This is a genomic window from Segatella copri (assembly GCF_019249655.2).
Taxonomy (GTDB): Bacteria; Bacteroidota; Bacteroidia; order Bacteroidales; family Bacteroidaceae; genus Prevotella.
The window spans coordinates 1955001-1980051 of the sequence record NZ_CP137557.1 but is presented as its reverse complement, the minus strand read 5'-3'; the positions used below and the strand labels follow the sequence as shown (position 1 = coordinate 1980051).

At 43.5% G+C, this 25051-nt stretch carries 21 protein-coding genes and 6 tRNA genes (1 of these 27 running past the window's edge); 8 read left to right on the top strand and 19 right to left on the bottom strand.

All coding sequences use genetic code 11. The annotated features are described in order from the left end of the window. The first annotated feature begins 70 nt into the window (after positions 1–70). Together KUA49_RS07765 and KUA49_RS07760 are read left to right on the top strand one after the other, a co-directional pair. Positions 71–2398 (top strand): TonB-dependent receptor domain-containing protein, encoded by a 2328-nt coding sequence (locus KUA49_RS07765; RefSeq protein ID WP_218413079.1) that lies wholly within the window; start codon positions 71–73, stop codon positions 2396–2398. 54 nt (positions 2399–2452) lie between these two features. Then, positions 2453–3046: a hypothetical protein gene (locus tag KUA49_RS07760; protein WP_218413080.1), complete on the top strand. Its 594-nt coding sequence runs from the start codon at positions 2453–2455 to the stop codon at positions 3044–3046. 6 nt (positions 3047–3052) lie between these two features. Here KUA49_RS07760 and KUA49_RS07755 read toward each other — a convergent pair whose 3' ends face one another. The 5 genes from KUA49_RS07755 to KUA49_RS07735 all read right to left on the bottom strand — a co-directional run bounded on the left by KUA49_RS07755 (position 3053) and on the right by KUA49_RS07735 (position 9163). Then, positions 3053–3811 (bottom strand): helix-turn-helix transcriptional regulator, encoded by a 759-nt coding sequence (locus tag KUA49_RS07755; RefSeq protein ID WP_218413081.1) that lies wholly within the window; start codon positions 3809–3811, stop codon positions 3053–3055. 137 nt (positions 3812–3948) lie between these two features. Beyond that, a complete protein-coding gene (locus KUA49_RS07750) occupies positions 3949–5112 on the bottom strand; it encodes an IS4 family transposase (protein ID WP_153128003.1) in 1164 nt (387 codons plus the stop codon). Positions 5113–5546: 434 nt separating this feature from the next. After that, positions 5547–8099 (bottom strand): outer membrane beta-barrel protein, encoded by a 2553-nt coding sequence (locus tag KUA49_RS07745; RefSeq protein WP_218413350.1) that lies wholly within the window; start codon positions 8097–8099, stop codon positions 5547–5549. Between the two features lie 163 nt (positions 8100–8262). After that, complete coding sequence (locus KUA49_RS07740; protein ID WP_186292252.1) at positions 8263–8412, bottom strand: hypothetical protein; 150 nt, start codon at positions 8410–8412, stop codon at positions 8263–8265. After that, complete coding sequence (locus KUA49_RS07735) at positions 8399–9163, bottom strand: type IV toxin-antitoxin system AbiEi family antitoxin domain-containing protein (RefSeq protein WP_218413351.1); 765 nt, start codon at positions 9161–9163, stop codon at positions 8399–8401. The genes KUA49_RS07740 and KUA49_RS07735 overlap by 14 nt, the downstream gene beginning before the upstream one ends. 316 nt (positions 9164–9479) lie before the next feature. Between KUA49_RS07735 and KUA49_RS07730 the strand changes: the two genes are divergently transcribed. The 4 genes from KUA49_RS07730 to KUA49_RS07715 all read left to right on the top strand — a co-directional run bounded on the left by KUA49_RS07730 (position 9480) and on the right by KUA49_RS07715 (position 12938). Further along, entirely contained in the window at positions 9480–10037 is a 558-nt protein-coding gene (locus tag KUA49_RS07730) for a hypothetical protein (RefSeq protein WP_218413352.1), read from the top strand. 465 nt (positions 10038–10502) lie between these two features. Then, on the top strand, positions 10503–11108 hold the full coding sequence (locus KUA49_RS07725; RefSeq protein ID WP_218413353.1) for an HU family DNA-binding protein: 606 nt from the start codon (positions 10503–10505) through the stop codon (positions 11106–11108). An 83-nt stretch (positions 11109–11191) separates the two neighbouring features. Continuing rightward, positions 11192–12037 (top strand): N-acetylmuramic acid 6-phosphate etherase, encoded by an 846-nt coding sequence (locus tag KUA49_RS07720; RefSeq protein WP_218413354.1) that lies wholly within the window; start codon positions 11192–11194, stop codon positions 12035–12037. Between the two features lie 106 nt (positions 12038–12143). Next, complete coding sequence (locus KUA49_RS07715) at positions 12144–12938, top strand: SDR family NAD(P)-dependent oxidoreductase (protein WP_218413355.1); 795 nt, start codon at positions 12144–12146, stop codon at positions 12936–12938. 5 nt (positions 12939–12943) lie between these two features. Here the strand turns inward: KUA49_RS07715 and KUA49_RS07710 are convergent, their stop codons facing one another. The 12 genes from KUA49_RS07710 to nspC form a co-directional block, all read right to left on the bottom strand. Then, positions 12944–14122, bottom strand: coding sequence for an esterase-like activity of phytase family protein (locus KUA49_RS07710; protein WP_218413356.1), 1179 nt, complete (start codon positions 14120–14122; stop codon positions 12944–12946). Continuing rightward, positions 14109–14744, bottom strand: coding sequence for a 4'-phosphopantetheinyl transferase family protein (locus KUA49_RS07705; RefSeq protein ID WP_218413357.1), 636 nt, complete (start codon positions 14742–14744; stop codon positions 14109–14111). Before KUA49_RS07705 ends, KUA49_RS07710 begins: the two co-directional genes overlap by 14 nt. A 40-nt stretch (positions 14745–14784) precedes the next feature. Then, positions 14785–16131 (bottom strand): gliding motility-associated protein GldE, encoded by a 1347-nt coding sequence (gene gldE, locus KUA49_RS07700; protein ID WP_218413358.1) that lies wholly within the window; start codon positions 16129–16131, stop codon positions 14785–14787. 17 nt (positions 16132–16148) lie between these two features. Further along, the gene (locus KUA49_RS07695) at positions 16149–16610 is read right to left on the bottom strand and encodes a single-stranded DNA-binding protein (protein WP_218413359.1); all 462 of its coding nucleotides are present in this window, start codon (positions 16608–16610) and stop codon (positions 16149–16151) included. 22 nt (positions 16611–16632) lie between these two features. After that, positions 16633–17169 carry a hypothetical protein gene (locus KUA49_RS07690; protein WP_203040387.1) on the bottom strand — a complete coding sequence of 179 codons (537 nt, stop codon included), beginning with the start codon at positions 17167–17169 and terminating at the stop codon, positions 16633–16635. 35 nt (positions 17170–17204) lie between these two features. After that, positions 17205–17277 (bottom strand) — tRNA-Gly (locus tag KUA49_RS07685). 23 nt (positions 17278–17300) lie between these two features. Next, positions 17301–17384, bottom strand: a tRNA-Leu gene (locus KUA49_RS07680). A 28-nt stretch (positions 17385–17412) separates the two neighbouring features. Continuing rightward, positions 17413–17494: transfer RNA gene (locus KUA49_RS07675), tRNA-Leu, on the bottom strand. A gap of 39 nt (positions 17495–17533) precedes the next feature. After that, positions 17534–17606: transfer RNA gene (locus KUA49_RS07670), tRNA-Gly, on the bottom strand. 18 nt (positions 17607–17624) lie between these two features. Further along, a tRNA-Leu gene (locus tag KUA49_RS07665) sits at positions 17625–17708 on the bottom strand. Between the two features lie 52 nt (positions 17709–17760). Next, a tRNA-Gly gene (locus tag KUA49_RS07660) sits at positions 17761–17833 on the bottom strand. A 203-nt stretch (positions 17834–18036) separates the two neighbouring features. Beyond that, on the bottom strand, positions 18037–19212 hold the full coding sequence (gene nspC / locus KUA49_RS07655; RefSeq protein ID WP_218413360.1) for a carboxynorspermidine decarboxylase: 1176 nt from the start codon (positions 19210–19212) through the stop codon (positions 18037–18039). Positions 19213–19319: 107 nt separating this feature from the next. Here nspC and KUA49_RS07650 point away from each other — a divergent pair, with 107 nt between their 5' ends. Continuing rightward, positions 19320–19928, top strand: a complete 609-nt coding sequence (locus tag KUA49_RS07650; protein ID WP_203040385.1) for a thiamine phosphate synthase — start codon at positions 19320–19322, stop codon at positions 19926–19928. A gap of 61 nt (positions 19929–19989) precedes the next feature. Beyond that, positions 19990–20928, top strand: a complete 939-nt coding sequence (locus KUA49_RS07645) for a ribose-phosphate pyrophosphokinase (RefSeq protein ID WP_203040384.1) — start codon at positions 19990–19992, stop codon at positions 20926–20928. Between the two features lie 193 nt (positions 20929–21121). Here KUA49_RS07645 and glgP read toward each other — a convergent pair whose 3' ends face one another. Together glgP and KUA49_RS07635 are read right to left on the bottom strand one after the other, a co-directional pair. Then, a complete protein-coding gene (gene glgP, locus KUA49_RS07640; protein ID WP_203040383.1) occupies positions 21122–23680 on the bottom strand; it encodes an alpha-glucan family phosphorylase in 2559 nt (852 codons plus the stop codon). Between the two features lie 75 nt (positions 23681–23755). Beyond that, on the bottom strand, positions 23756–25051 hold the 3' portion of the coding sequence (locus tag KUA49_RS07635) for a glycogen/starch synthase (protein WP_203040382.1). Its footprint extends 366 nt past the window's final position; only the last 1296 of its 1662 coding nucleotides appear in the window; the start codon falls outside the window, past its right edge; its stop codon occupies positions 23756–23758.

The following is a 25051-nucleotide window of genomic DNA, read 5'->3' as shown; positions in this document are numbered from 1 at the left end:
AAAGGCTTTTTCCTATAAAGCTATACTTTTGCAGCAGAAAAATAAATGAATCAAGCAAAACTGTAGCAATATGAAGGAAAAAGTAATTTTTACCACAGTGTTGTACCTCTCGGCTATGACTCCGATGATGGCGCAGAATATCACCGGCAAGGTGATGAATACCAAGGGAGAACCTTTGGCGTTTGCCAATGTAGTATTATTGAATAGAACAGACTCGGCTTTCGTCAAGGGCGCAGTGAGTGGAGCGGATGGCAGCTTTGTCATCGACTCTTCCTGCAACGGCGGAATCATCAAGGTGACATCCGTAGGCTATAAGACAATCTGCAAGGATTGCACTGGTGAGAATGTGGGCATCATCAAGATGGAAGAAGACAGCAAGATGCTCGGCGAAGTAGTCGTGAAGTCATCACTGCCTAAGACTATTCTGAAGAATGGCGGAATGACGACAACCGTTGTCGGATCCGTACTTGAGAAGGCAGGAACCATGGAACACCTGCTCGACCGCATCCCTAACGTTTCTGCCCAAAATGGCAGCATCAAGGTATTCGGACGTGGTGAGCCTGTTATCTATATCAATGGACGACAGATGAGAGACAAGAGCGAGCTGGACCGTTTGCATTCCGATAACATCAAGTCGGTGGAAGTCATCACTAACCCTGGTGCTCGTTACGCAGCCAGCACCAAGGCGGTCATCCGTATCACAACGAAGAAGATACAAGGCGAGGGCTTCGGATTTGACGCTACAACAGAAGGATCGTACGACGAGAAAAAGAACATTGGAGGATATGGCAGGCTGAATATGAACTATCGCAAAAATGGATTAGAGCTGGGCGCATACGCCTTTGGAGCAAAGCAATACCAACCCGATAACAAAGACTTACAGCAGAAGACTTATCTTGACAAGACGTGGAACCAGAAAAGTGAGATAAGACAAGTAGGTATTATCGAAGCCATGAACTTTCGATTGGATGCCAGCTACCAGTTGGATGCCAATAACTCTATAGGTGCCAACTTTGGTTTTCTAAGAAATCCAAAACAAACATGGAACGGCGATATGAGTTCTTCTATATTGCAAGACGAAGAATTGTCTGAAAGTTCTGATAGTCATGCTGATTTCTTTTGGCAGAAGAATAATCTTTCAAGCAACATTTACTATGTGGGAAAGATTGGCAAACTCGGCATCGACTTCAATACCGACTGGCTATGGTCGAAGGAATACCAGAACGATGTTACCAAAGAGCAATACCAGGAAGTGGGGATGAATGCACAAAGCCAGACGGTTCATAGCTTGACTAACAAGAACTATCATTTGCTCGCTTCCAAGCTGGTTCTTTCTTATCCATTATTAGGTGGTGAATTGTCTTTGGGTGGCGAATATTCTAACACCCATCGTACCTCAAAGTATCAGGTTGTGCCAACCAACTTTGTGTCGGATGATGACAGCCGTATTACAGAAAGCATGACTTCTTCATTCTTGACCTATTCAAGAGATTTCGGAAACGTGAGCATGGAGGCAGGATTGAGATACGAGTACATCGACTTCAATTACTATGAGTATGGCAAGTATGTGCCAGAGCAAAGCAAGTCGTACGGCAATTGGTTCCCATCGCTCAGCGTGTCGCTGCCTGTGGGCAATGTACAGATGCAGCTGAGCTATGCAGCCGACATCAATCGCCCTTCCTATCAAAATTTACGCAGCGGCATACAGTATGACAACCGCTACACGTATGAAACGGGAAATCCATTCTTAGTGTCTGAGATAAGCAAAAATCTCAACTACGAATTGGCTTACAAGTGGTTGACTTTCGACATGACCTACAGTCATACTTCACATCCAATTATGTCAACAGTGGAGACTTATAAGGATAATCCAGCAATAGGCTTGATGAAGCCTGTGAATGGGAATTCGTATAATGACGTAGAGGCATCCATCAACTTGCGCCCTTCGTTTGGCATTTGGTATCCTTCGTTTACCGCATCCGTTGACAAGCAATGGTTTGATATGGAGACGCACGATGGGAAATCGCTCAATAAGCCAATGGCTTCATTCCGTTTTGACAACACCCTCAACACCAAATTAGGAATGTTTACGTGGATGATGTCGTATATCACGAAAGGCCATGAGAAGAACCAGTATCTGTACAAGCCAATGTTTTGCACGAATGTTTCCGCATATAAGGCTTTCTTGAAGGATCGTTTGTCGTTTCAGCTCTTCATCTATGATTTGTTCGGGACAAACGATAGCCATATGATTGCTCATTTTGGCAAAATAAAGGAAATGGTGTATGATGGACTGTCAACAAGCAGAGTGTCGCTTACTGTACGGTATAAGTTCAACACTACAAGAAGCAAGTATAAGGGTACGGGTGCTGGAGAAAGCCAGAAGAACAGAATGTAATCTGTCTATCTGCTGAATCCAGCAATGGTGTAATGACAATAAATCTCTCTATAAATGAACAACCCAATAAAATTGTTGATTAGTGGCGCAGACTTGGGAGGCTTGATAGCTTCCTGTGCCTTGCGCCATGACTTCCATAAAAGCCCTCGGCAGGAAGATAGATTTCATATCTATCGCATAGAAAAGGATACGCTGACGATGGAAGATGTGGATGCATGCGACTTGTCGGGCATCCGGTATGCGGTGAATGCAACCTTGCGTGACAACGAAGCCTCCTTCGCTTTCGATGAGAAATGTAAGGAGCAGGGCATCACCGTTATCCATGCCGTCAATCTTGGCAAGGCTGCCTTTCTCGCTGTAGAGAAACCGAAAGGCTATCCATTCAGCGAAGTAGTGAAAAAAGGAACGGATGATTTCCGTTGCTCACTGGGCAAGTATATCTCGCAGTACGGTATGTTCTGGCAGATGCCTGTGCCTTGGATAGATGAAGCCATCAGGCATTATTCCAATGAGTCTTTCCCGCAACGGGGCATCGGGGCATATATTACCGCCGGCTATTGTGCCAACATTCTCGCAAACCTTGCGGAAGGCAAGGAGGTGAAATACTTCCCCAAGTTCTATCTCTCGCCATTGTTGGAAGAGATATGATTCTGATTATATCATCTGATAATTCGTGGCATGAAACAGTGCCTCGGCAATGTTCTTCACGCCTATCTTGGCGAAAAGGTTGCGCTTGCAAGCCTTTATAGTGTCAACCGATTTGCATAGTCGGTCGGCAATATCATTCATCGTGTAACCTTGGGCAGACAATCTCAAAACATCTCTCTCTGTCTCGCTCAAGGTTATGCCTTCTTTCTTTTCCCAATTGTGGAGCAATGTGGAATATTCAAAATAGCTACGCTCACCATTTTTCTGCATGATGATATGTCCCGGTTCATCGGTTGCAGCCAATGATACGGTGCAGAGGGCAAGCCAGATTCTTCCATCATCAGAAAGAAGTATCGGAGTGAGGTGATGATGAATCAATCGGCTATGCCTGCCATTGGTAAGATGAAAGTCGTACGAGATGGTATAGTCCAGACGGTCGCCCACAGGCAATTCATTGAAAAGATCAAAACCTTTCTTGTTCACTTCGAGCAGCATCTGCAGGTCGGCATCCGGAACATGATCGATATACATCTGATAGCCTGCGTCCATCAACTGCTCAGGTTCCAATCCGCAGAGATAAGCGAGGTTATCTGATGCATAGATGAAGTCCTGATGAAAATAGTCGATGATATAGACGCACTGGTAGGTGCTGCGGGCAAAGGCTTTTGCCGCATTCACCAATAATTCAATCTTCTCGTAATCTTCTCTGTTGATATGATTCACCTCGTTGGAATGGAGGAAGAAATCGTCTTTTTCTTTATTCATAAGCTATTCTGAATATTACTCTTTCTATCTGTTCTCCGATTCAGCAAGCCATCGGATCTCTTTTTAAATACGCTATTCGGCTACAAAAATACATATTTTTACATTAGTGTCCAATAAAAATTGGACACGTTAATTAATTAATCAAATAGTCCCTTAAAAAGGGGATAATCGAGTTCTTTGACATCGTTGAAAATAGTCTTATCAAATAGATCTCTTAGACGGGTTTTGTCCGTCAATGAAATGCTTAGAATCTGCAAAACTTCATATGTCGAGCGTTTCAATTGCATATCATGGTGCACAATAGCCACGAGACAATAAGTGATAATGGCAACACTAATCTGTATGCGTACAGCATTCTTCGTTGTGCCCCAGAATCTCTTTATCTTAAGATGCTGCTTTAGCCATTTGAAAAATAGTTCAACCAACCATCTTTTTTTATATAGATTCGCGACATCCAACGCAGAAAGATGCTTTGCATTCGTCAGAAAAGTAAACTCACGATCATCTTCTTCATCGTAGTATCGAATGAATCTGAATGATTCAGGATACTTCTTTTCGGAAAGATATCCTGTTAGTTTTACTTCTGCATCAGTTAGTACATTCTTTGGCATTCTTCGCTTCCATTTTACCATTTTGTACTTCAAGTTCGTTTTGGCTCTGACTACATAGTAGGAACCTGTAAGATGAATCTTATAAAGTTCCTTGAAAGTATCATAAGCCCTATCGAAAATGTAGTAACTATTTGGTTCATACGTAATTGAAGACATTGCTGTAGAATCATGCTTTGATGCTGTGGTCACAGTATAGAAAGCTGGAACTTGTGCTTCTACGTCATATAAGACATGTGCTTTGACTCCTCCTTTCTTACTTCTGAACTTTGCCCATGGAAAAGTTGCAAGACACAACGGAATAGTTGTCGAATCAAAAGCATACTTCTTTCCTGGTATATTCAAAATGTTGGTTTCTCGCTTTTTGCAAGCTTCCTTCATCATATAGAATGCAAAGTCTTCGAAAATCCTGTAATCACGAGTCTGATTGGCATAAGCAAGAGTTGCTTTTACGATAGTATTACGTCCAAGCCCCAGATGATATTGCTTAGCTCGATGAGCTTCCAACGCAACTATCAAGTCACGTAAACTCTCACGATTGCTCAGTTGCCCAAACATCATTGCAAGAAGCTGGTTCCAGCAAGTGAAGTGTTTCACGTATCGGTTGCCATCATACTTGCGTACGTAGTTGTTGAACTGAGTTCTATTCAGAAATGCAGTAAGTTGAGCGAAAACATATTTGTCTTGAAACATAGTAGCCAATTCTTTTTGGCTGCAAAGTTACAAAATCAAGTCCGTTTCATTGCAAAATACTGCATAAAAGACTATAATTCAACTGTTTCAAAGATCGAATTGCCCTTTTTTATTGGACAGTAGTGATATTTTTATTTGATTTCAACTCTATCGTATTGTTTAATTACAGATAATTAACCATGAAAGCAGATAAAGCCACAGACACCACAGATATAAAAAACTCACCAAACACTTATTTTAAGATATTCAGAACATCTTAAAATGAGCGATTTATGAGTGTTTTACATCAATAGAGGTAATAATTTAGCAACGGTTCTAATTTCTGCAATGTGCATATGTTTGCTTATCAAACAACTCTTTTCAAATCCTGAGATATTCATCACACAGAATTTGGGTATTGCATTTTAGAGGTTGATTTGAAAACCAATACTTTTCTAAAAACGATTAATCTCATCCTCAGCAGAACCGCTTCCGTTGTATTTATCTTTGAAACTATTGAAGTTGTAACTAATGGAAGCTATGATGCAGCGATTGAAGTTATTCACCTTTCTGTTCTGCACCACAAAATTAACCCTCTTTACATCGTTCAACTTCGAGCTATCAAACAAGTCCTCTGCTTTCAATGTTATCGTCAATTTCTTTTTAACTAACTGTTTCTGCACCATCATATTGAATGACGAATAACCGTTTTGCTCGTAGATGCCATGATGTCCCTTAATGTTCCAAAAGAAATCACATCGAAAAAGCCAATCGTTCCTTAGTGCCACTACATTTTGGAAAGCGAAGAGACCGTATGGACGATTGTAGTCTAATTGCTCTCCATTATATGATAGCGTGAAATAAGGTTTATAAACACCCACCGTCAAAGTAGGTCGCCAACAACCCAAAACAGGTGAAACAACACATTGCGCTCCTAGTTGCTGGAAATCCTTGGCGTTGGTTGACATCCAAGTTACCGTTCCAGGTTTGCCGGATACAGCAACGACAGTCGGATGGATGTAATCCTTGATATACTGATAATCCAACTTGAAGTCGAATATGCTATAATTCACACTAAGTTCTGTATCATACACGTATTGCGGTTTCAGATAAATGTTGCCTTGCTCATAATGGTATTGATTGTTGTAGCTCACACTGTTGTTCAACTGACGAAACGAAGGACGGCTGACCCTGCTACTGAAATCAAGATTCATCCCCACTCTCCCAAACATAGTGGAAAGAGAAAGGGATGGAAGTAAGTCCGAATAATTGGTCTTGTTCTTTACTTCTCCTTGGTCTGTGTTGATGGCATGAATGTACTCATAGCGAAGCCCGATGCTTCCTTTCCATTTGGAGGCAGACAAACGAAAAGTGGCAAATCCTGCATACTTGGTTTCCTTATTCTTGAATTGGTCATCGGTTATCTTCCCTTCTTCGTTTACAGACATACCCCATGAACTGATTTTACTGAAATCCGTTCCGAAATCAAGCCTATTATTCTTATTCATGTTCCAAGCAAACACCCCTTTGAGTGCAGTCGCACGATTTCGCTGGTCGTTTTGCATATGCGTGATTTTTGAGACAGCATCTATTCTACTTGTCTCGCTCACTTGTTGCTTATGTTTCAGTTGAGCATAAACATAGTCGGCATCCAAATTGAGCTGTAGGTTGTCTGTTAGTTTGCCGATATAATACAGATTGACATTGTGAAACCTTTCCTTTTCAGATTCTTCAGTCTTGTTGTCTGTAGATGTCAGCAGTTCATCATTCTTGTACGTCTGCATATAGTCGAAAGGAGAGTCGAGCATCTTGTAGTTGGAGATGCTTCCCAAATATCTTCCGCCGATAGTGTGATTCTTGTTTATGGCATAATTCATACCAACATTATAATCATGAGAGCGAGAGCGGTCGGAATATTCAGAAGCAGAAATCTCATGAAATGTATCTTGCTCGTAATTGAACTGGTTAACATCATATCTGATGTCACTTCTCGTATTGTCATATTGATATGCGAGGAATACATCCAAAGCTCCCTTGTGGATGTTGAGGTTGACCTCCTCGTTGTTAGACAAATTCTTATGTTTGGAGATTTCCGCACCCACAATACCAGAAAGTCCATCCAAGGAATGGTGTACGGTAGTGATGTTTATGACACTCCTTGTTTCTGCATCGTATTCTGCCCCAGGGTTTGTTATGAGCTGTACAGACTTCACGTTGGTAGAAGAAAGGAGTGACAACCCTGAAGTATTAGTCTGCTTTCTTCCATCTATATAGATGACAGGCTCACCCTTACCAAACACCTCATACTTTCCATTTGTATAGAGCATCCCAGGAATATATTTGATAACATCTGTTGCCTTGCCAATATTTTTCAAATTGGAATTTTGAACGTCAAGCGTAAGTTTACCGTTTTCTCTTGATATGTATTTGCGATGCCCTTTAATCACAACTTTTTGCAGATTAAGTGTTGCATCCTCCAAGGTTATGGCACCAACCTCACCGGTACGATATGCATTACAATAAGTTTTGTAGCCCACACAACTTACTTTCACAATCGCCTTTTTCACCTCGCAAGGAATTACGAACTGACCATTCTCATTTGTTACACCACCCGTGATTAAACTGGAATCACTAACATTGAGTAAAGCGACATTGGCGAAATCGACTGGTTGATGGTGAGTGTCTACAATGCGTCCCATCATTCTGTTAGAAGTCTTTTGAATACATTCTACAATGATAATATTATCCACTTGTTTCATCTTGATAGGGTAAAAACCTATCAAGTTCATGATGGCATCTGGAACACTTTCATTTTTGATGCTCTTCGTCACCTTGAAATCCTCCAACTCGTCATACACAAAGTTGATGACATACTTATCCTGTCGAGCATTCAAATCCTTCAATGCCGCAGAGAATGACACATTATTATATTGTCGGGTAATGCGTTGGGCAGAAACGCCCATACTTATCACCGAAAGCAAAATCAAACTTATCAGATATTTACTCATAGCCTATTCTCTGTTTTATAGTCCATATACTGTATATACAGTTGAGGGAATCAAAAAACTAAGCAAAACAACAACTTTTTTCAAAATTTACAGAAAAAACATTCAACGACTCCTTGTCTTCCACAAAGCCATAGGATGAAATTTGATTCTATTGACCATCTCTTTATCCTCGAACAGCAGATTTAGACAGCAAAGGACTGTCATGGAAATAGTTGAGTATCTCCACCAGTCGCATCACCTTTTCGAGGTTGTCGCGAATAAAGCCTTGCTCCTTGGCGATGATGTCAAGAGCTTGTTTGTTATATGAGTTCATATTCTTCCTTTGATGTTAGTTCTTGCGGCACATACATGCGCCATTTATTTACAAATGTATCCGACTCTTCGTTGTTAGTCAACCACTTGACGCTTTTGGTTCCCTTGGCTCGGCACAGCTCCAAGAGGGATTCTGAGATGTTGGCTTGTTCCTTGATTCGCTCCAACAGATAGCCTGTCTTCTGGTACAGGAATGCCTTGTCGTACCTTGCGAGATAATCGATGAGCCTTTCCTCATTGAGCAAGACGATACCCTCCATGCAATGCAGCAATTCCTCAATACCACCAGCTCGGTCGATGCGGTCAAAGCAATCCAACAACGTACTCTCCACATCCGTTACTCGCACATAAGGGTTTCCCTTGGGTGTCATCATACCAACGATTTCCTTTGTTTGTCGGCAATAGGTATAATCCACATCGTCGAAAGAAAAGGAATTGAAGCGAGTCATGCTTTTCACAAAAACCTCATTGAAGGGTTGATGAGCCAATCCATGAAATTCCAATGCTGTGTGATAACTGATGCAAGCTGTAGGTGACAAGTGGCTTCCTATCTCATACTTGTCGCAAACAGGTAAACCCGACGCAATATCCTTCATGCAATAGGTATTGCGCCGTATAGCCACAATCCACCCTTGTTGCTTGTACCGAGCAAGCAACGCTTCCACCGATTTCACCTTGCCTTTCAGAGCCTCAGAAAGTTCATCCAAAGTGAATATCCGCAGCTTATATAATATACTCAATAGTTCTGTCATTGTTTCTAATTTTGCGCAAAGATATGAAATCTAATTTGTTTGTGAGAAAAATCAGAAACTTTTTATGCTTTTTTATATGTTCTTTCCATCTTTATTGTCCGACTACGGAGGAACAAATGCTCTATTTCACTATTTTTTGCCTTTTTAGGCATTCTTTTATTATAAAAATTTGGTGATTAGAAAGAAAACTCGTATTTTTGCAACACATATATTAATATGGATAGATATGGTTTAATCATAATGTAACAAGGAAAGGAATTGCCATATAACAAGGTGACTACTTTACCTCATTAACACAACTTAAAAATACAAAATCATGGGATGTTATTTAGCAATCGGGCTGAAGATAAAAACAGCCATTGGAAAGAAAGAAATATCGAAGCATCTTGACGAGATGCCACTCGAAGACATTTTCAAGGAGATAGAAAAAGAGTATCACCTTGAAGACATTTACGTTCGCCAAGAAACAGAGGATTATTATGTTTACACACTTGACGAAAAGTTGTTAGACAAAGAGTTCATCCCTTTCTTGGAGAAGTTCTATCAATTGCGTTACCAAGATGGCAACAACTATGATGTTCCTGATGTATTGGAAGAACTTAATAGTATTCCTGACACTTCATCTCGCTTAGCTTTACTAAGCAAGAAAAGCTTCCAAACTTATCAAATAGGAAGCGATAATGACTACCATCGGGTAAATGGTAGTTGGAACCACGAAGTACCAATCTATAATACTTATGCCATTTTGAGTTTGGATGGCAAGATAATAATGGAATGTTATAACGGAGTATTCAAATTCTTGCGTCGTTGCATCATAGCACAACTGCCAGAGTTCAAGCTATCAAAAGCTTTAAGCATTTGGATTGATGGATAAAATGATATAACAAATACAAACATCCCTCACCATTTCTTTGATTCTACTAAATATCAAAGACTTATGGTGAAGGATGGGAGTTACAAAGTTTACTGCACAACAGCTGGATTACAAGCGCACAACACGTGTTGTGCAAGCGCATAACAGCTGATATGCAAGCGCACAACAGCTGTTGTGCGACTGGCGAATGCTATAATCCCGACGACAGACATTAATGATTCCGACAACTTCTATAGTATATTCCGACAACTTTCAAAGCTTCTTTCGATGCTTGTTCATACATAATAAGCAGTCCTTACATATATCAATGACACAACTTACATACATCATTTACACCACTCACATATATCAATAACACTGCTCACATATATCAATGACACCGCTCGTCCATATTAGTGCCATTTTTATTTGGTAGTTTAAGAATAAAAGATTACCTTTGTATCGCTAAACAGAAAGAAGAAAACAATGGCTATAAAATATGAGATCCATTATCTTCCCAATGCGGGAGGAAATGAAGAAACTCGTCGATTCGCCCATATCTTTGAGCAACCAGCTATGACAGACAAACAGATGATTGAACGTATAGCACAACATAGCTGTTTGGGAAAGGGAGAAGTGGCTACAGTCTTCATGCAACTGCGTGACATTATCGAAGAAGACCTTCAGAATGGAAAGCGTATCAACATCCCGGAAATCGGATACCTCTCACTCTCGGTAAATCTGGATATGGATGAACTGAAGCCAGACAGCAAGGTGAGAGCCGACTACGTTAGCGTAAGGGGCATCAAGTTCCGCCCCAATGAAGACCTGCTGAAACAGGTAAAGTATCATACTCATTTCGAGAAATCGCAATATACTTCCCGCTCCTACCCCTTCTCTGAAGATGCTTTGAAGGAGAAAATAAGAGAGTATATGAAAAACCATCGCTCCATCAACCGCAGAACTCTGGAAATGGAATTTCATATCCGCAAACAGACTGCACTCAACTGGTTGAAGAAACTGGAAGAATCCGGCTTCCTGATAAAAGAAGGTTCCAGAAATGCTCCGGTTTATTTTCTGGCAGAAAAATAGATACCTGCATCAGGATTATCAGCAATATACATATAATACATAGGATACTCCAAGACATTCTACAATCTAAAGATTTTGGTAATATGTCAAACAAAGTAGATAAAAGAATAACAGAACAGAGCTCGCTCTACGAACATCTGGAGAAGATGAGCGTGGAAGAACTCACCGCTCATATCAATGCAGAAAACAAGAAGGTGGCGCTGGCGATAGAACAAGCATTACCCGCTATCAACCAACAGATTTCCGCCATCGAAGGGCAGCTGAAGAAGGGCGGAAGGCTCTTCTATGCCGGTTGCGGAACGGGCGGAAGACTGGCTACACTCGATACTATCGAAGTGCAGAACACCTATGGTATCGACGGTTCACAGATACAGGCCATCTTCCCTGGAGGCATCGGCTGCCTTACACAAACCAGGGAATCAAGAGAAGACGACCTGGAGAATGGCTGGCACCAGCTCTGCGACAAGCATATCTCAAAGCATGATTTCGTGCTGGGCTTCTCGGCAAGCGGCACTACTCCCTTCGTGCTCGCCATCCTGAAACATTGCAAGGAGGCAGGCATTCCTACGGGTTGCATCGTCAACAATCCCCACGCTCCCATCGCCCAGGCTGCCGATTATCCTGTAGAGGTCATCACGGGACCGGAGTTCGTAACGGGAAGTACCCGCATGAAAGCCGGTTCATCGCAGAAGATGATTCTGGATATGATCAGTACTTCTCTCCAGATACGCCAAGGACGAGTGGAAGGCAACAAGATGGTGAACGCCAAGCTTATCAACCATAAACTCATTGACCGCGCCTGCCGTATCTTCATGGAACGCAATCCGGAATACACGAATTACGAGGAAGTGAAGCAACTGATACTGAAAGCAGGAAGCGTGAAGAAGGCGGAAGCTCTGCTGAAGAGTAAAAGCGATTTAGATGTTTAGATAGAGTTAGACAAAACTTCACCTTATATAAAAATAAGAACTATCAAGACTTCACCTTTATAAAATAGGAATATCAAGACTTCACCTTATATAATAATAGGACTATATGGCAAAGAAAGCAATTGTAATGGGTGCCACATCGGGCATCGGAATGGAAGTGGCGAAACTGCTTGCTGCAAAAGGATGGCAGGTAGGAATCGCCGGAAGAAGAATCGAAAGATTGCAGGCGCTGATTTCGCAGGGCGGAATTACCTGCTACCAGCAAATAGACGTGACTTCTCCCGATGCTCCTGCCCAACTTCTCGAACTCATCGATAAATTGGGAGGCATGGACCTCTACTTCCATAGTTCCGGCATTGGCTGGCAGAACAACTCGCTGGATATAGAAAAGGAAATGAAGACCCTAGAAACCAACGGCTTAGGATTCACGAGAATGGTGGATACGGCATTCAACTGGTTTGCCGCCCAGTCTTCTACTCCAACCAATAAGAGTGAACTTTCTGTTTCTGAAAGTAAGAAGAAGGCAAACCATACCTGTCAGAATTTCCGCATTGCCAGCATCACTTCCATCGCCGGAACCAAAGGTCTCGGTGCAGCTCCTGCCTACTCTGCCACCAAGCGATTCCAGAACCATTATCTGGAATGCCTGTCGCAGCAGGCACGGATGCGCCATCTTCCCATCGCCATTACAGATATCCGACCAGGTTTCGTAAAGACCGACCTTATCGCAGGCAGCAGCTATCCGCTGCAGCTTAAACCGGAAGATGTGGCGAAACATATCGTGAATGCCATCGAAAGCGGAAAGGAAGTAAAGGTGATAGACTGGAGATACGATATCCTCGTCTTTTTCTGGCGACTCATTCCTAGATGGTTATGGACGAGATTGAGGATTACAACATAACAACTTTATTCCTTTCTGATGACTATCGTCTTGAACCAGTCTTTCAATACTCCAGCGTATTGATCCTGCGAATCAGACAGCAGGATGACAACCTGGGAACCATCTTCCAGCTTGGGGCCCAGACACATGCCTTCGTAATTGGCAAAAGAACGCTTGGAAAGCGATAAACCAGTTTTCCATTCCGTGAGTAATCTCTTCTTTAAGAAAGGAGTATCTGATGAAAACTTCTCTTTCATAGAAGACTTCTCATCCGTAGAAAACTCTCCTGAATTCAAAGGATTGATTAGATAGAGCTTGCACTTGCAGAAAGCACCGATTTTGATTTTCGGAATAAAAGCCTCACGCTCCAGAACCAGAAGCTGACCATCGGGCAAGGCACAAAGCTCACTTACCCCCATCACATAGATATCTGCTTTCTTATGGGTAGAAGGTTGATCCATCTGATAGGCATAGGTCATCATATAACGAGAGTCTTTCTTGCTGCTCACTTGCTCGCTACTGTCTTCCTTGCCATTATCTTCCTTGTTACGATTTTCCTTCATCTTTCCCCAATCAAACCTCATCAAACGAAGCTGGTTGGCCAATCCGTTTTGAGGAGTAGCAGGCTGTCCGTCCTTGCGAAGCGTGCTCTCAGGTATCGTCCAAAGATACTGCCGGACGGAATCAAAAGCCAGAGACTCAAAATTATAATTAGGATAAAAATCAGTAGAAGGCCATCTGCTTTCCCAAAGGTTCTGCTGATAGCCAACCTTGGCAGCATCTGCCGAAGTAGGCAGAATAGGAAACTCCTTTAAACGGCAATATCCTTCGCTTGCTATCACCAAGGTAGAATCAGAAACCTTCACGATGGCTTCATGGTCAAATCCCTTCTCCAGCCCCTGCCAAGGCTTGCCGTCGTTCAGCGTTCCATCTGTTCTCTCGGTAAAACCCAGGTTCTCTACCTGTTCCGGTTCGCCAGTCTTGGGATTCACCTGAATTCGGAAGTTGAAATACAGGGCACTATCCGACTTGTCGCTTACCACCGCATAGATATCATCATGCAGATGAGCAATGCCACTGTAGTTGCCCGCAGCCACGGTTTTCGGAAAAGCCTTCTGAGGATTCTCTCTCACTACTTTCCAATCCTGTGCTCCAGCCAACAGGCTGAATGCCAGGAAGATGGTCAGGATATTACAGCGCAGCATAGGTAAGAACAAACTCCATGGTTAATTCGAAATCCACATGAGCCGTCTTCCTGCTCTTGAGATTCTCCACATCACACGACCAGTCTGCCATCGTATCAAATGGCTTTACCCGCATATCCTCAAACATCAGTTTTTCCTCTGAGAATAACTTGAAGACCGTTTCCTTGGCACACCAATGCACCAGCTTGGCATCCAGATCTTCCGCCTTCTCATCCTTTCGCAGGAATTTGGAAGCGATGCGCTCTACCCTATCGCTGAAGTATTCGATATCTACCGCCACTTCCTTATTCTTGGAAAGGATAAGCGCAGCATAACCCTTGGTATGCGAAACGCTGATATGATAACCACGGAACAATGGCTTTCCAGCCTCGTTGTGGGTAATGTCACCCGCATGAGAAAGCAAGCCCTTGGAAGCTCCGTTCGTCTTGAGCATCTCATACATTAATGCACGAATGGCAAGAAACTCCAGTTTCCTGCCATCGTTCTTATATTTCTCTTCCACCTGGGAGCGGTAAGCCTGCAGAAGAGGATATGCTTCAAACAACTGTTCTACAGTCTCATCCATCTGCCACAAGCCCAGACTCACACCTGGATAAACTTCTCGTATATTGACTACTGCCATATTTTCTATTATAATCTGTTTTAAAATGAAACCCAGATGATTACTTAGAAGAATCCTCCACGTTTTCTTTCACGGGATGCACCGTCACCTTGATCTTACTAATACGGCGCTCCTCGATGTTCATCACCTCAAAAGTATAGTTCTTATAATCTATCTTCTCGTGCATGCTTGGGAAATCGCCCTTAATTTCCAAGAGCAGACCAGCCAGAGAATCAGCATCGCCCTCAACCTCCTCGAACTCTTCGTCATCTACATTCAGAATCTTGCAGAAATCAGAAAGTAAGGTCTTTCCTTCAAAGATGAAGGTGTTGTAATTTAATTTCGAGTAGAACTTCTCCTCCTCATCATATTCATCGTTGATTTCTCCTACGATTTCCTCAAGGATATCCTCAAGAGTTACGATACCGGAAGTACCGCCGAACTCATCTACTACAATGGCGATATGAACCTTGTTGTCCTGAAACTCGCGAAGCAGATCATCTATCTTCTTGGTTTCAGGAACAAAGTAAGGAGGACGAATCAAGCTCTGCCAACGGAAGTTGGAAGCCTTCGTGAGATGAGGCAATAAGTCCTTGATATACAACACGCCACGGATATTATCCGTATTATCCTGATAAACGGGAATACGGCTGTAGTTGTTTTCCTCAATGCATTTCAATACTTCAGGATAAGTGCTGCGGATATCCAGGTCTATGATATTCTGTCGACTGGTCATCACCTCCTTGGCAGTTTCATCACCAAAACGGATGATACCCTTCAGCATGCTCTGTTCATCCTTGATATCATTTTTATCAGTCAATTCCAAAGCCTGCTCCAAATCATCGACACTCAAGACATGATTTTCTTTCTGTATGATTTTTTCCGCCACGATTCCACTCTTGAGCAAAACATTCTCCAAGGGCCAGAACAGTTTACGTGACAACATGATGCCACTCACGCAACGGCGGCAGAACTTAAGGGAATCCTGACGGGCATATACCTTTGGCATGATTTCACCAAAGAGCAAGAGCAAGAAAGTTAAGACTACGGTGATGATGAGGAACTGAAGCCAATAAGCCTTCGGTCCAAACTCCACGATACCCGCAAAAACATAGTTAAGAAGCATGATAATGGTTACATTCACGAAGTTATTGGTTATCAATATGGTAGCCAATGTACGTTCGGAATCCTCACGCAACATCATGATTTTTCTGTCGGCATCAGTCTTTTCATTCTCCAGTTCCGCAACATCTGCAGGTGATAAACTAAAAAAGGCGATTTCGGAACCGCTGGCAAAAGCTGACGCACCTAGTAAGATAGCCGCTAAACCTGCGGCTACCAGAACTCCGGTAGATGGATACAAGAGCACCACATCTCCAAAAGCATCTGTTATGGTAGATATATCCAATTTCTGAGCTGAAAATTTTAAAATGGTAAATCATTCTGATCTGTAGCCCCGGCAGTGGATGAATCCGTTGTCGAAGAAGCCTGCTGACTTGCAGCAGGCTGAGCAGGCACAGGCTGAACAGGCTGAGCCGATGATGCAGAAGATGATGCAGAACGCGAAGTGAGCATCTCCATATTATCCACGTAAATCTCTGTGATATTATGTCGCTTTCCCTGCTTGTCATCATACAATCGGTAACGAATTCGTCCTTCTACATAGAGACGGTCTCCCTTGTGCACATACTTCTCCACGACCTTAGCCAGACCACGGAAAAACACAAGGTTATGCCAATCGGTATGGTCGGGCACTTTCATACCATTGGCCAAGGTGTATCCTTTCTCCGTAGTAGCGAAAGACACTTGAGCCACCGCCTGATCCGCATCGTAATAATGCACATCCGGCTCCTTTCCCACATTACCAATCAACATTACCTTATTCATCGTTTCTCCTTTTATAAATTAGTTACTTCCACATTCCGAGATAACGGAAATGGAAATTCTTACCCTTTGCAGAAGGGAACTGACTGCGTGAATCTACATGATCCTTCAAGTATTCCACGATACGGGTGTAGCAGTCTAAGCCAGACATAGCCTTCACGTTAGCCACGAAATGAGTATCACGGTATTCAAACTTACCTGTAGCTGGTACCAGCACTACACGCTTAAAGTCGATAGAACCCTCGTACCAACCCGGCTGCTCCTCAGCAAGTTGCAACATGACTGGATTCTCCTGGCGTTCAGCAGACGCTGTATTACGCAAAGCCTTCTTGTCCTTGAAATCCTGCATAGTAGCAGCAAGAGTCTTGATAACAATGAAATAAATACGTGGGCGAACTTTATAGCGTTTTGGATAGCAAACATCGCTAGCGGCATAATCTCTAATATCAGCCTCTAGTTCAGCATCCATTCCAATCTCCGGAATACCTTTCAAAAAATCTATTGCTTCATCAACATTGTTAACCAATGTTTCCTGATCAAAATATCTTAAATATAAATTCATAATAGGTATGTTTCTCTATTTTCAATATAAAATAGAGCGGAAAACGGGACTCGGACCCGCGACCCCAACCTTGGCAAGGTTGTGCTCTACCAACTGAGCTATTTCCGCTTAAGAATAATAATAAAAATGTGTGAAGAGGAGGAGACTCGAACTCCCACGACACAATTGTCACTACCCCCTCAAAGTAGCGCGTCTACCAATTCCGCCACCTCTCCAACATTTAAATACCATTTTGAATATTTGTGCCCAAGACAGGACTCGAACCTGCACGTTGAAAAACACACGCACCTGAAACGTGCGCGTCTACCAATTCCGCCACTTGGGCTTAAATTCAGAAACACTGAAGCTGAATACTTTTTATTCGAGCGGAAAACGGGACTCGGACCCGCGACCCCAACCTTGGCAAGGTTGTGCTCTACCAACTGAGCTATTTCCGCTTGTTCATTTTCGAGAAGTGAAGAGGAGGAGACTCGAACTCCCACGACACAATTGTCACTACCCCCTCAAAGTAGCGCGTCTACCAATTCCGCCACCTCTCCGTTCTCAAAAACTCCGTATTCAAAACAGAATTTCTATTGTTTCAAAATGTCGAGCGGAAAACGGGACTCGGACCCGCGACCCCAACCTTGGCAAGGTTGTGCTCTACCAACTGAGCTATTTCCGCTTATTTCCTAACTTTCATAGGAGCGTTCCTCTGAATGCGGTTGCAAAAGTACTACATTTTTCCGAACCCACCAAATTTTTCAGCGATTTTTTTTCAAAAAAAGCACTTTTTTCTTCATTTTGGGGTAAAAACAGGCATTTTTAGGCAAAAATCGCCCCTTTTCGGGGGCGATTTTGCAGTTTACTTACTAAAAACGTCTTTCCTTAATCCATCCTGTCGCGATAGTCTTCATAGCCAAATTGGCGCAAAATTTCTAAATTTCCATCCAAATGAACGATTCCGATGACCGGATGAGTGATGCCATTGAAGGTATTTGTCTTCACGGTGGTGTAGTGAAGCATGTCTTCGAAGATGATATTTTCACCAATTTCCAGTTCATGATCAAATTTCCAGAAGCCCATGAAGTCACCACTGAGACAACTATTGCCTCCTATTCTATATATATGGTCCCCCTCTGGAGCCTTCATCGGGTCGTCTACTTCCAGCGTTTCGGCATTTCTCACGGCTGGCATGTATGGCATTTCGAGGCAATCCGGCATGTGACAGGTGAAACTTGCATTGATAATTGCTGTTCTGATACCCTTATCCTCTACCACATCTACTACCTGGGTAACCAGCGGACCGGTTTGCCATCCGAAAGCACTACCCGGTTCCATGATGACCTTGAGATGAGGATAACGGGCATGAAATCCCTTTAATATATTAATAAGGTGTAAAACGTCGTAATCCTTTCGGGTCATCAGATGGCCACCTCCAAAGTTGATCCATTTGAGCTGCGGGAACCATTTGGCAAACTTTTCTTCGATGTGCGCCAAGGTACGCTCAAAGACATCTGCCCCACTCTCGCAATGACAATGGCAGTGGAAGCCCTCGATATCCGAAGGTAAGGTTTCGGGCAGTTTATCTGCCGACACGCCGAATCGGGTTCCCGGAGCGCATGGATTATATAATAAGGTCTCCACCTCGGAATATTCCGGGTTCACTCTCAATCCATACTTGATGGCAGGATTCGCCAGTCGGGCACGCTCATGATATCGCTCATACTGCGAAAGCGAATTGAACGAAAGATGGCTTGAGCATCGGGCTATCTCATCAATCTCGTAATCGGTATAAGCTGGCGAGAATGTATGCGCCGGACTTCCGAACTTCTCGAAAGCCAGCTTTGCCTCGCTCAATGAACTCGCCGTGGTAGACTGAATGTACTCTCTGAAGATAGGAAAAGTCTTCCACAAAGCGTATGCCTTGAAGGCAAGAATAATCTCCACATCGGCACGATCGGCCACACTTTTGATGAGGCTCAGGTTGCTTCTCAGGCGTTCCTCCTCCAAAACGTAAATTGGGGTGTTTAACCCGCTAAAAGTTGATAAATTCACTCTCATTTCTTGATAAATATTAATTTTATGGTGCAAAGATAGCTTTTTATCCCGATATAATTGCAGGTTTGCGAAATTTTTAATACTTTTGCAGTATAAAATGCATTTTGACGATGAAATTAGCAATAATGACCAAGTCCACATTCTTTGTGGAGGAAGACAAAATACTAACCTCGTTGTTCGACGAGGGCATGGACAACCTGCATCTTTTCAAGCCAGGTTCTTCGCCCATGTACTCTGAGCGCTTGCTCACTTTATTGCCAGAAGACTACCGGCGCAAGGTGACGGTTCACGACCATTATTACCTCAAGCAAGAATATGACTTGGCGGGAATACACATCGATGATCCGCTTGCTCCTGTTCCAGATGGCTATAAGGGCAAGTACAGTCGTACCTGTACCGATCTTTCCATGCTGAAGGAGATGAAGAAGAAGTCGAACTATGTTTTCTTGAAGAACATCTTCGACTGCATTGAGTTCAAGGACGAGAAATCTTCCTTCTCCCTGCAACAGCTGGAGATGGCAGCCAAAGCTGGACTCATCGACAAGAAGGTGTATGCCCTGGGAGGCATGAGTCTGGAAAATCTCAAAGCGGCAAAGGATTTAGGATTCGGTGGAGTCGTAATCTGTGGCGACATCTGGAACCGATTCGACATCCACAACGAGACCGACTTCAAGGAGCTCATCCAGCACTTCGAAAGATTGAGAAAAGCAATCAGTTAAAATAAGATAAGAAGAAAGAAATATATCATAACTATTAATACACGTAAACACTAAAGGAAAAATGAGTGACAAGAACTCTTATTTGGTATTCTCAGGTACTAACTCGAGATACCTTGCAGAGAAAATCTGCGCTAGTTTAGGTTGCCCACTGGGTAATTTGGTAGTAACCAAGTTCTCTGATGGTGAGTTTGGAGTTTCTTTCGAGGAATCTATCCGCGGCCGCGACGTATTCCTCGTACAGAGCACCTTCCCTAATTCAGACAACTTGATGGAGCTGCTCCTGATGATTGATGCTGCCAAGCGTGCATCTGCCCGTAACATTATCGCTGTTGTGCCTTACTTCGGTTGGGCTCGCCAGGACCGTAAGGACAAACCACGTGTCAGCATCGGTGCAAAATTGGTTGCCGACTTGCTCAGCGTAGCAGGTATCGACCGCCTCATCACCATGGACCTCCATGCCGATCAGATTCAGGGCTTCTTCGATGTTCCAGTAGATCACCTCTATGCATCTGGTGTCATCCTGCCTTACTTGCAGAGCTTGCGTCTCAAGGATATGGTAATTGCTTCTCCAGACGTAGGTGGTTCTAAGCGTGCCAATACTTATGCTAAGTACTTCGGTTGCCCTCTCGTACTTTGCAACAAGACTCGTGCCCGTGCCAATGTGGTTGCCAGCATGCAGATTATTGGCGATGTCAAGGACAAGAACGTTGTCATCATCGACGACATGGTTGATACAGCAGGTACTATCACCAAGGCTGCTGATATCATGAAGCAGGCTGGTGCCAAGACCGTTCGCGCCTGTGCTTCTCACTGCGTGATGAGTGGTCCTGCCTCAGAACGCGTACAGAATTCCGCTCTCGAGGAGATTGTTTTCACAGATTCAATCCCTTACACCAAGCGTTGCGACAAGGTTAAGCAGCTCACTATCGCTGATATGTTTGCCGAGACCATCCGCCGCGTAGAGGATAACGAGAGTATCTCTTCTCAGTATTTGGTATAATAATTCCCACATTATTATATATAGCAAAAAAAGGAGTCTTCCCTACTCTTCCAGAGAGCGGGAAGGCTCCTTTTTCTATTTTTAATAGATAGAATTTAGATTCCCCCTTACAAAAAAAAATCCTGCATCTCTATGCAAGATGCAGGATTCATTTTATAATGTGATGCGAATAGAGATATTCGCCATCCTATAATTAGTTCAACCACTTAACGTAGCAGAAGTCCTGACGATGTGGCAATTTGTCGTTCTTAGGATACATACGAACGCCTGTCTTGAATGAACCAGCATTGATTGGCTCAATCTCAGCCTCGAATGTGAAGTTGTTGCCCTCGTGACCAACCATTTTGAATGGATAAACAGCATAAATCTGCTTGCCATCCTCTGGCTGTTCCTTCAATACAACAAGTTCCAAACCTACTGCATCGTTCAAGCCCTGCTCGTCAATAACATACTGAACCTTGATCTTCTGACCAGTTTCAGCAGCCATCAACTTGCTATCATCCTTAGATACAACGTGGATACCATCCCAACGCTCAGCAACGCTTTCCTTCCAAAGTGCAATCTCCTTAGCCAAAGCATTGTCGTTAGCGCTCAACTTCTTGAAGCGGGCTGCCTCCTTGTTGTAGAACTTATCATAGTAGTCATCCAACTGACGCTTCATTGTATAGTGAGGAGCGATAGTAGCGATAGAGTTCTTTACTACCTGAATCCACTCCTTGCTGAAGCCTTCCTTGTTCTTGTTGTAGTACATTGGGATGATGTCGTTCTCCAAGAGGTTGTAGATAGTAGCAGCATCGAGCTGATCCTGGTAACCCTGGTTCTGGTATGTACGCTTCTCAGGAAGAGCCCAACCAGCACCCTCGCGGTAACCTTCTACCCACCAACCATCAAGTACAGAGAGGTTGACAACACCGTTCATCTCAGCCTTCTCGCCAGATGTACCAGAAGCCTCCAATGGACGTGTAGGAGTATTCATCCAGATATCAACACCTGAAACCAGGCGACGAGCCAAAGTCATATCGTAGTCCTCAAGGAAGATAATCTTGCCAAGGAACTCAGGACGCTGGCTGATTTCGAAGATTCTCTTAATCAAGCCCTGACCAGCACCATCAGCTGGGTGAGCCTTACCAGAGAAGAAGAACAATACTGGGTGCTCTGGGTCGTTAACGATCTTAGCCAAGCGATCCAAGTCGGTGAAGAGCAAGTGAGCACGCTTGTAAGTAGCGAAACGACGGCAGAAACCAATCATCAAAGCGTTAGGGTTGATGCGCTCGAGCAAAGATACGACACGAGCAGGATCACCTTGGTTCTTCAACCATGTCTGTGTAAACTTCTCACGGATGTAAGCTACGAGTTTCTTCTTCAATGTCATACGGGTATTCCAGATTTCTGCATCTGAAACATTGTAGATGGCATGCCAGATTTCCTCGTTGCTCTGGTCGTTCATGAAGTTCTTGTCGAAATATGTATCATAGAGCTTACGCCACTCTGTTGCTGTCCAGGTTGGGAAGTGAACACCATTAGTTACATAACCTACGTGGTTCTCCTCTGGGAAGTAACCCTTCCAGATGTTAGAGAACATCTGCTGGCTTACCCAACCATGGAGCTTACTTACACCATTAACCTCCTGACAAGTATTGCAAGCAAATGTAGAGAGACAGAAACGCTCGTTGTGATCGTCTGCATTCTCACGACCCATACCGATGAACTCATCCCAAGAGATGCCGAGGCGCTGTGGATAGCCACCCATGTACTTACCGAAGAGAGCCTCGTCGAAGTAGTCGTGACCAGCTGGCACTGGAGTGTGAACAGTATAGAGAGAAGAAGCGCGAACCAACTCGAGAGCCTGGTTGAAGTTCAAGCCATCCTCCTCAATGTAATCGCAGAGACGCTGCAGGTTGCAGAGAGCAGCATGTCCCTCGTTGCAGTGATAAATATCTTTCTTGATACCAAGTTTCTTCAATGTCAGGATACCGCCGATACCCAACAAGATTTCCTGCTTCAGGCGATTCTCCCAGTCACCACCATAGAGAGAGTGAGTGATAGGACGGTCGAACTCTGAGTTCATATCATTATCTGTATCCAGGAGATACAACTTGATACGACCTACGTTCATCTGCCATACATAAGCGTGAACCTGATAGTTCATATAAGGTACATCGATGACAACAGGGTTGCCATTCTCATCCAGAACACGCTCCAAAGGGAGAGAATTGAAGTTCTGAGCATCATAATTGGCAATCTGCTGACCATCCATGCTCAAAGACTGCTTGAAATAACCATATCTGTAGAGGAAACCAACGCCACACATATCTACGTTGCTATCAGAAGCCTCCTTCATATAGTCACCAGCAAGCATACCGAGACCACCAGAGTAGATTTTAACCACCTGGTTGATACCATACTCCATGCAGAAGTAAGCTACAGATGGGCGCTTTGAGTTTGGCTTCACATCCATATACTCACGGAACATCTTATAGACGTTCTTTACCTTAGCCATTGTCTCCTTATCCTTAACAATAGCCTCCTTGCGATCGTAGCTCAAACGCTCCAAGAGCAATACTGGGTTAGCATTGCACTTCTCGTACAAGTCAGGATCAAGACTCTTGAACAGGTCACGACCCTCATAGTTCCATGCCCACCACATGTTGTGAGCAATCTCATCCAAGCACTTCAACTCTTTAGGAAGGCTTGACTTAATGGTTGTCTCCTTCCATTGAGGAGCATTAGCATAGTCTGCTTTAATTTTCATTGTGTTTCGATTTATAAAGTATTAATTTTCTCTAATTGTTATATCGTGATTTCTCACAATAAAGAGAGATATTTCTTATTTCTTCATACGTGCCTCTGCCTTGCGCAAAGCGAAATCGTAGGCATCATAATAGTACTCAATGAAGTGCTTCCACAAAGCCTTCTCCGAAAGCTTCTCGGCATTCTTGCGGCACTTGTTCACCTGAGTCTTGGTGAAGCCTGAGTACTTAGCCACTGTATCCTTGATGGCATCAGCCACCTCTGAATAGTTGTAGTCTGTGCGCTTGATAACCTTCACACCATCCTCAATCTCGCTGTAGCTTCCCTTCTCTGAGTTTGCCCAAAGACCGAAGCCAGCCAAATCGGTTGTGATACAAGGAACCTTGAACGCCACTGCCTCCAATGGGGTGTAGCCCCATGGCTCATAATAAGAAGGATAGATGCAGAGGTCATTACCCAATACTACATCATAGTAACTCTTGTTGATGATACCATCATCGCCAGTCAGATAGCAAGGCAAGAAAATCAGCTTCACCTTGTCTTCCTTATTATTATGCATATTGAAGTACTTCAACATACCCAGCACATTATCATGGCTCATGTTGTGCAACCAGTGGGTAATCTCAGGGACCTCCAGAGGAGTATCAAACTTCTTGCCACTATTCAAACGATCCAGAAGATCCTGACGTGGATCACCTACCCAACCCGGTACATCGATGAATGCCAGAACATTCTTCTTCAGATTGCTGTCACGAAGCAAACGATTCATTGCCTCGATATAGACATCGATACCCTTATTGCGGAACTCGTAACGGCCACTAGTAGAAACAATGAGAGTTTCATCGTCCAGATCAGTACCCATCAAAGCATTAGCCACATCGAGCAGACGCTTTCTCGCTTCCTTGCGTTTCTTGGAGAATGTTGCAGCTTTAGGTACGAAACTATTATCAAATCCGTTAGGTAATACGAAGTCAACAGGCTTGTCGAGCAATTCCTTGCACTCATTGGCAGTAATATCGCTCACAGTAGTGAAACAATCCACATACTTAGCCGTTTGCTTTTCGATAGAATGCTTGCTTTCCATGTTAAGTTCCTGCGCCATCTGGTCGCCATTATAGGCAAAGAGATAGTCGTAAAGAGGTTTGTTGTTACCTGCGATACTACGACCGATGCTAGTAGCATGAGTAGTAAACACAGTTGCCACCTCCGGGAGATGCTTGTTTACATAAAGAACGCCAAGACCGGTCATCCATTCATTGCCATGATAGATAACCTTCTTACCCTTGCCCACTACATGCTTGTAGAAACTTTCCACAACCAATGCTGCAGCATAAGAGAACATCGATGCCTCATCATAATCGCCATAGGCATG

What these genes read in the sequence shown, in the direction of transcription:
- KUA49_RS07765 (WP_218413079.1), top strand. Translation starts at nt 71, where the DNA reads ATGAAGGAAAAAGTAATTTTTACCACAGTGTTGTACCTCTCGGCTATG.
- KUA49_RS07760 (WP_218413080.1), top strand. Translation starts at nt 2,453, where the DNA reads ATGAACAACCCAATAAAATTGTTGATTAGTGGCGCAGACTTGGGAGGC.
- KUA49_RS07755 (WP_218413081.1), bottom strand. Translation starts at nt 3,811, where the DNA reads ATGAATAAAGAAAAAGACGATTTCTTCCTCCATTCCAACGAGGTGAAT.
- KUA49_RS07750 (WP_153128003.1), bottom strand. Translation starts at nt 5,112, where the DNA reads ATGTTTCAAGACAAATATGTTTTCGCTCAACTTACTGCATTTCTGAAT.
- KUA49_RS07745 (WP_218413350.1), bottom strand. Translation starts at nt 8,099, where the DNA reads ATGAGTAAATATCTGATAAGTTTGATTTTGCTTTCGGTGATAAGTATG.
- KUA49_RS07740 (WP_186292252.1), bottom strand. Translation starts at nt 8,412, where the DNA reads ATGAACTCATATAACAAACAAGCTCTTGACATCATCGCCAAGGAGCAA.
- KUA49_RS07735 (WP_218413351.1), bottom strand. Translation starts at nt 9,163, where the DNA reads ATGACAGAACTATTGAGTATATTATATAAGCTGCGGATATTCACTTTG.
- KUA49_RS07730 (WP_218413352.1), top strand. Translation starts at nt 9,480, where the DNA reads ATGGGATGTTATTTAGCAATCGGGCTGAAGATAAAAACAGCCATTGGA.
- KUA49_RS07725 (WP_218413353.1), top strand. Translation starts at nt 10,503, where the DNA reads ATGGCTATAAAATATGAGATCCATTATCTTCCCAATGCGGGAGGAAAT.
- KUA49_RS07720 (WP_218413354.1), top strand. Translation starts at nt 11,192, where the DNA reads ATGTCAAACAAAGTAGATAAAAGAATAACAGAACAGAGCTCGCTCTAC.
- KUA49_RS07715 (WP_218413355.1), top strand. Translation starts at nt 12,144, where the DNA reads ATGGCAAAGAAAGCAATTGTAATGGGTGCCACATCGGGCATCGGAATG.
- KUA49_RS07710 (WP_218413356.1), bottom strand. Translation starts at nt 14,122, where the DNA reads ATGCTGCGCTGTAATATCCTGACCATCTTCCTGGCATTCAGCCTGTTG.
- KUA49_RS07705 (WP_218413357.1), bottom strand. Translation starts at nt 14,744, where the DNA reads ATGGCAGTAGTCAATATACGAGAAGTTTATCCAGGTGTGAGTCTGGGC.
- KUA49_RS07695 (WP_218413359.1), bottom strand. Translation starts at nt 16,610, where the DNA reads ATGAATAAGGTAATGTTGATTGGTAATGTGGGAAAGGAGCCGGATGTG.
- KUA49_RS07690 (WP_203040387.1), bottom strand. Translation starts at nt 17,169, where the DNA reads ATGAATTTATATTTAAGATATTTTGATCAGGAAACATTGGTTAACAAT.
- nspC (WP_218413360.1), bottom strand. Translation starts at nt 19,212, where the DNA reads ATGAGAGTGAATTTATCAACTTTTAGCGGGTTAAACACCCCAATTTAC.
- KUA49_RS07650 (WP_203040385.1), top strand. Translation starts at nt 19,320, where the DNA reads ATGAAATTAGCAATAATGACCAAGTCCACATTCTTTGTGGAGGAAGAC.
- KUA49_RS07645 (WP_203040384.1), top strand. Translation starts at nt 19,990, where the DNA reads ATGAGTGACAAGAACTCTTATTTGGTATTCTCAGGTACTAACTCGAGA.
- glgP (WP_203040383.1), bottom strand. Translation starts at nt 23,680, where the DNA reads ATGAAAATTAAAGCAGACTATGCTAATGCTCCTCAATGGAAGGAGACA.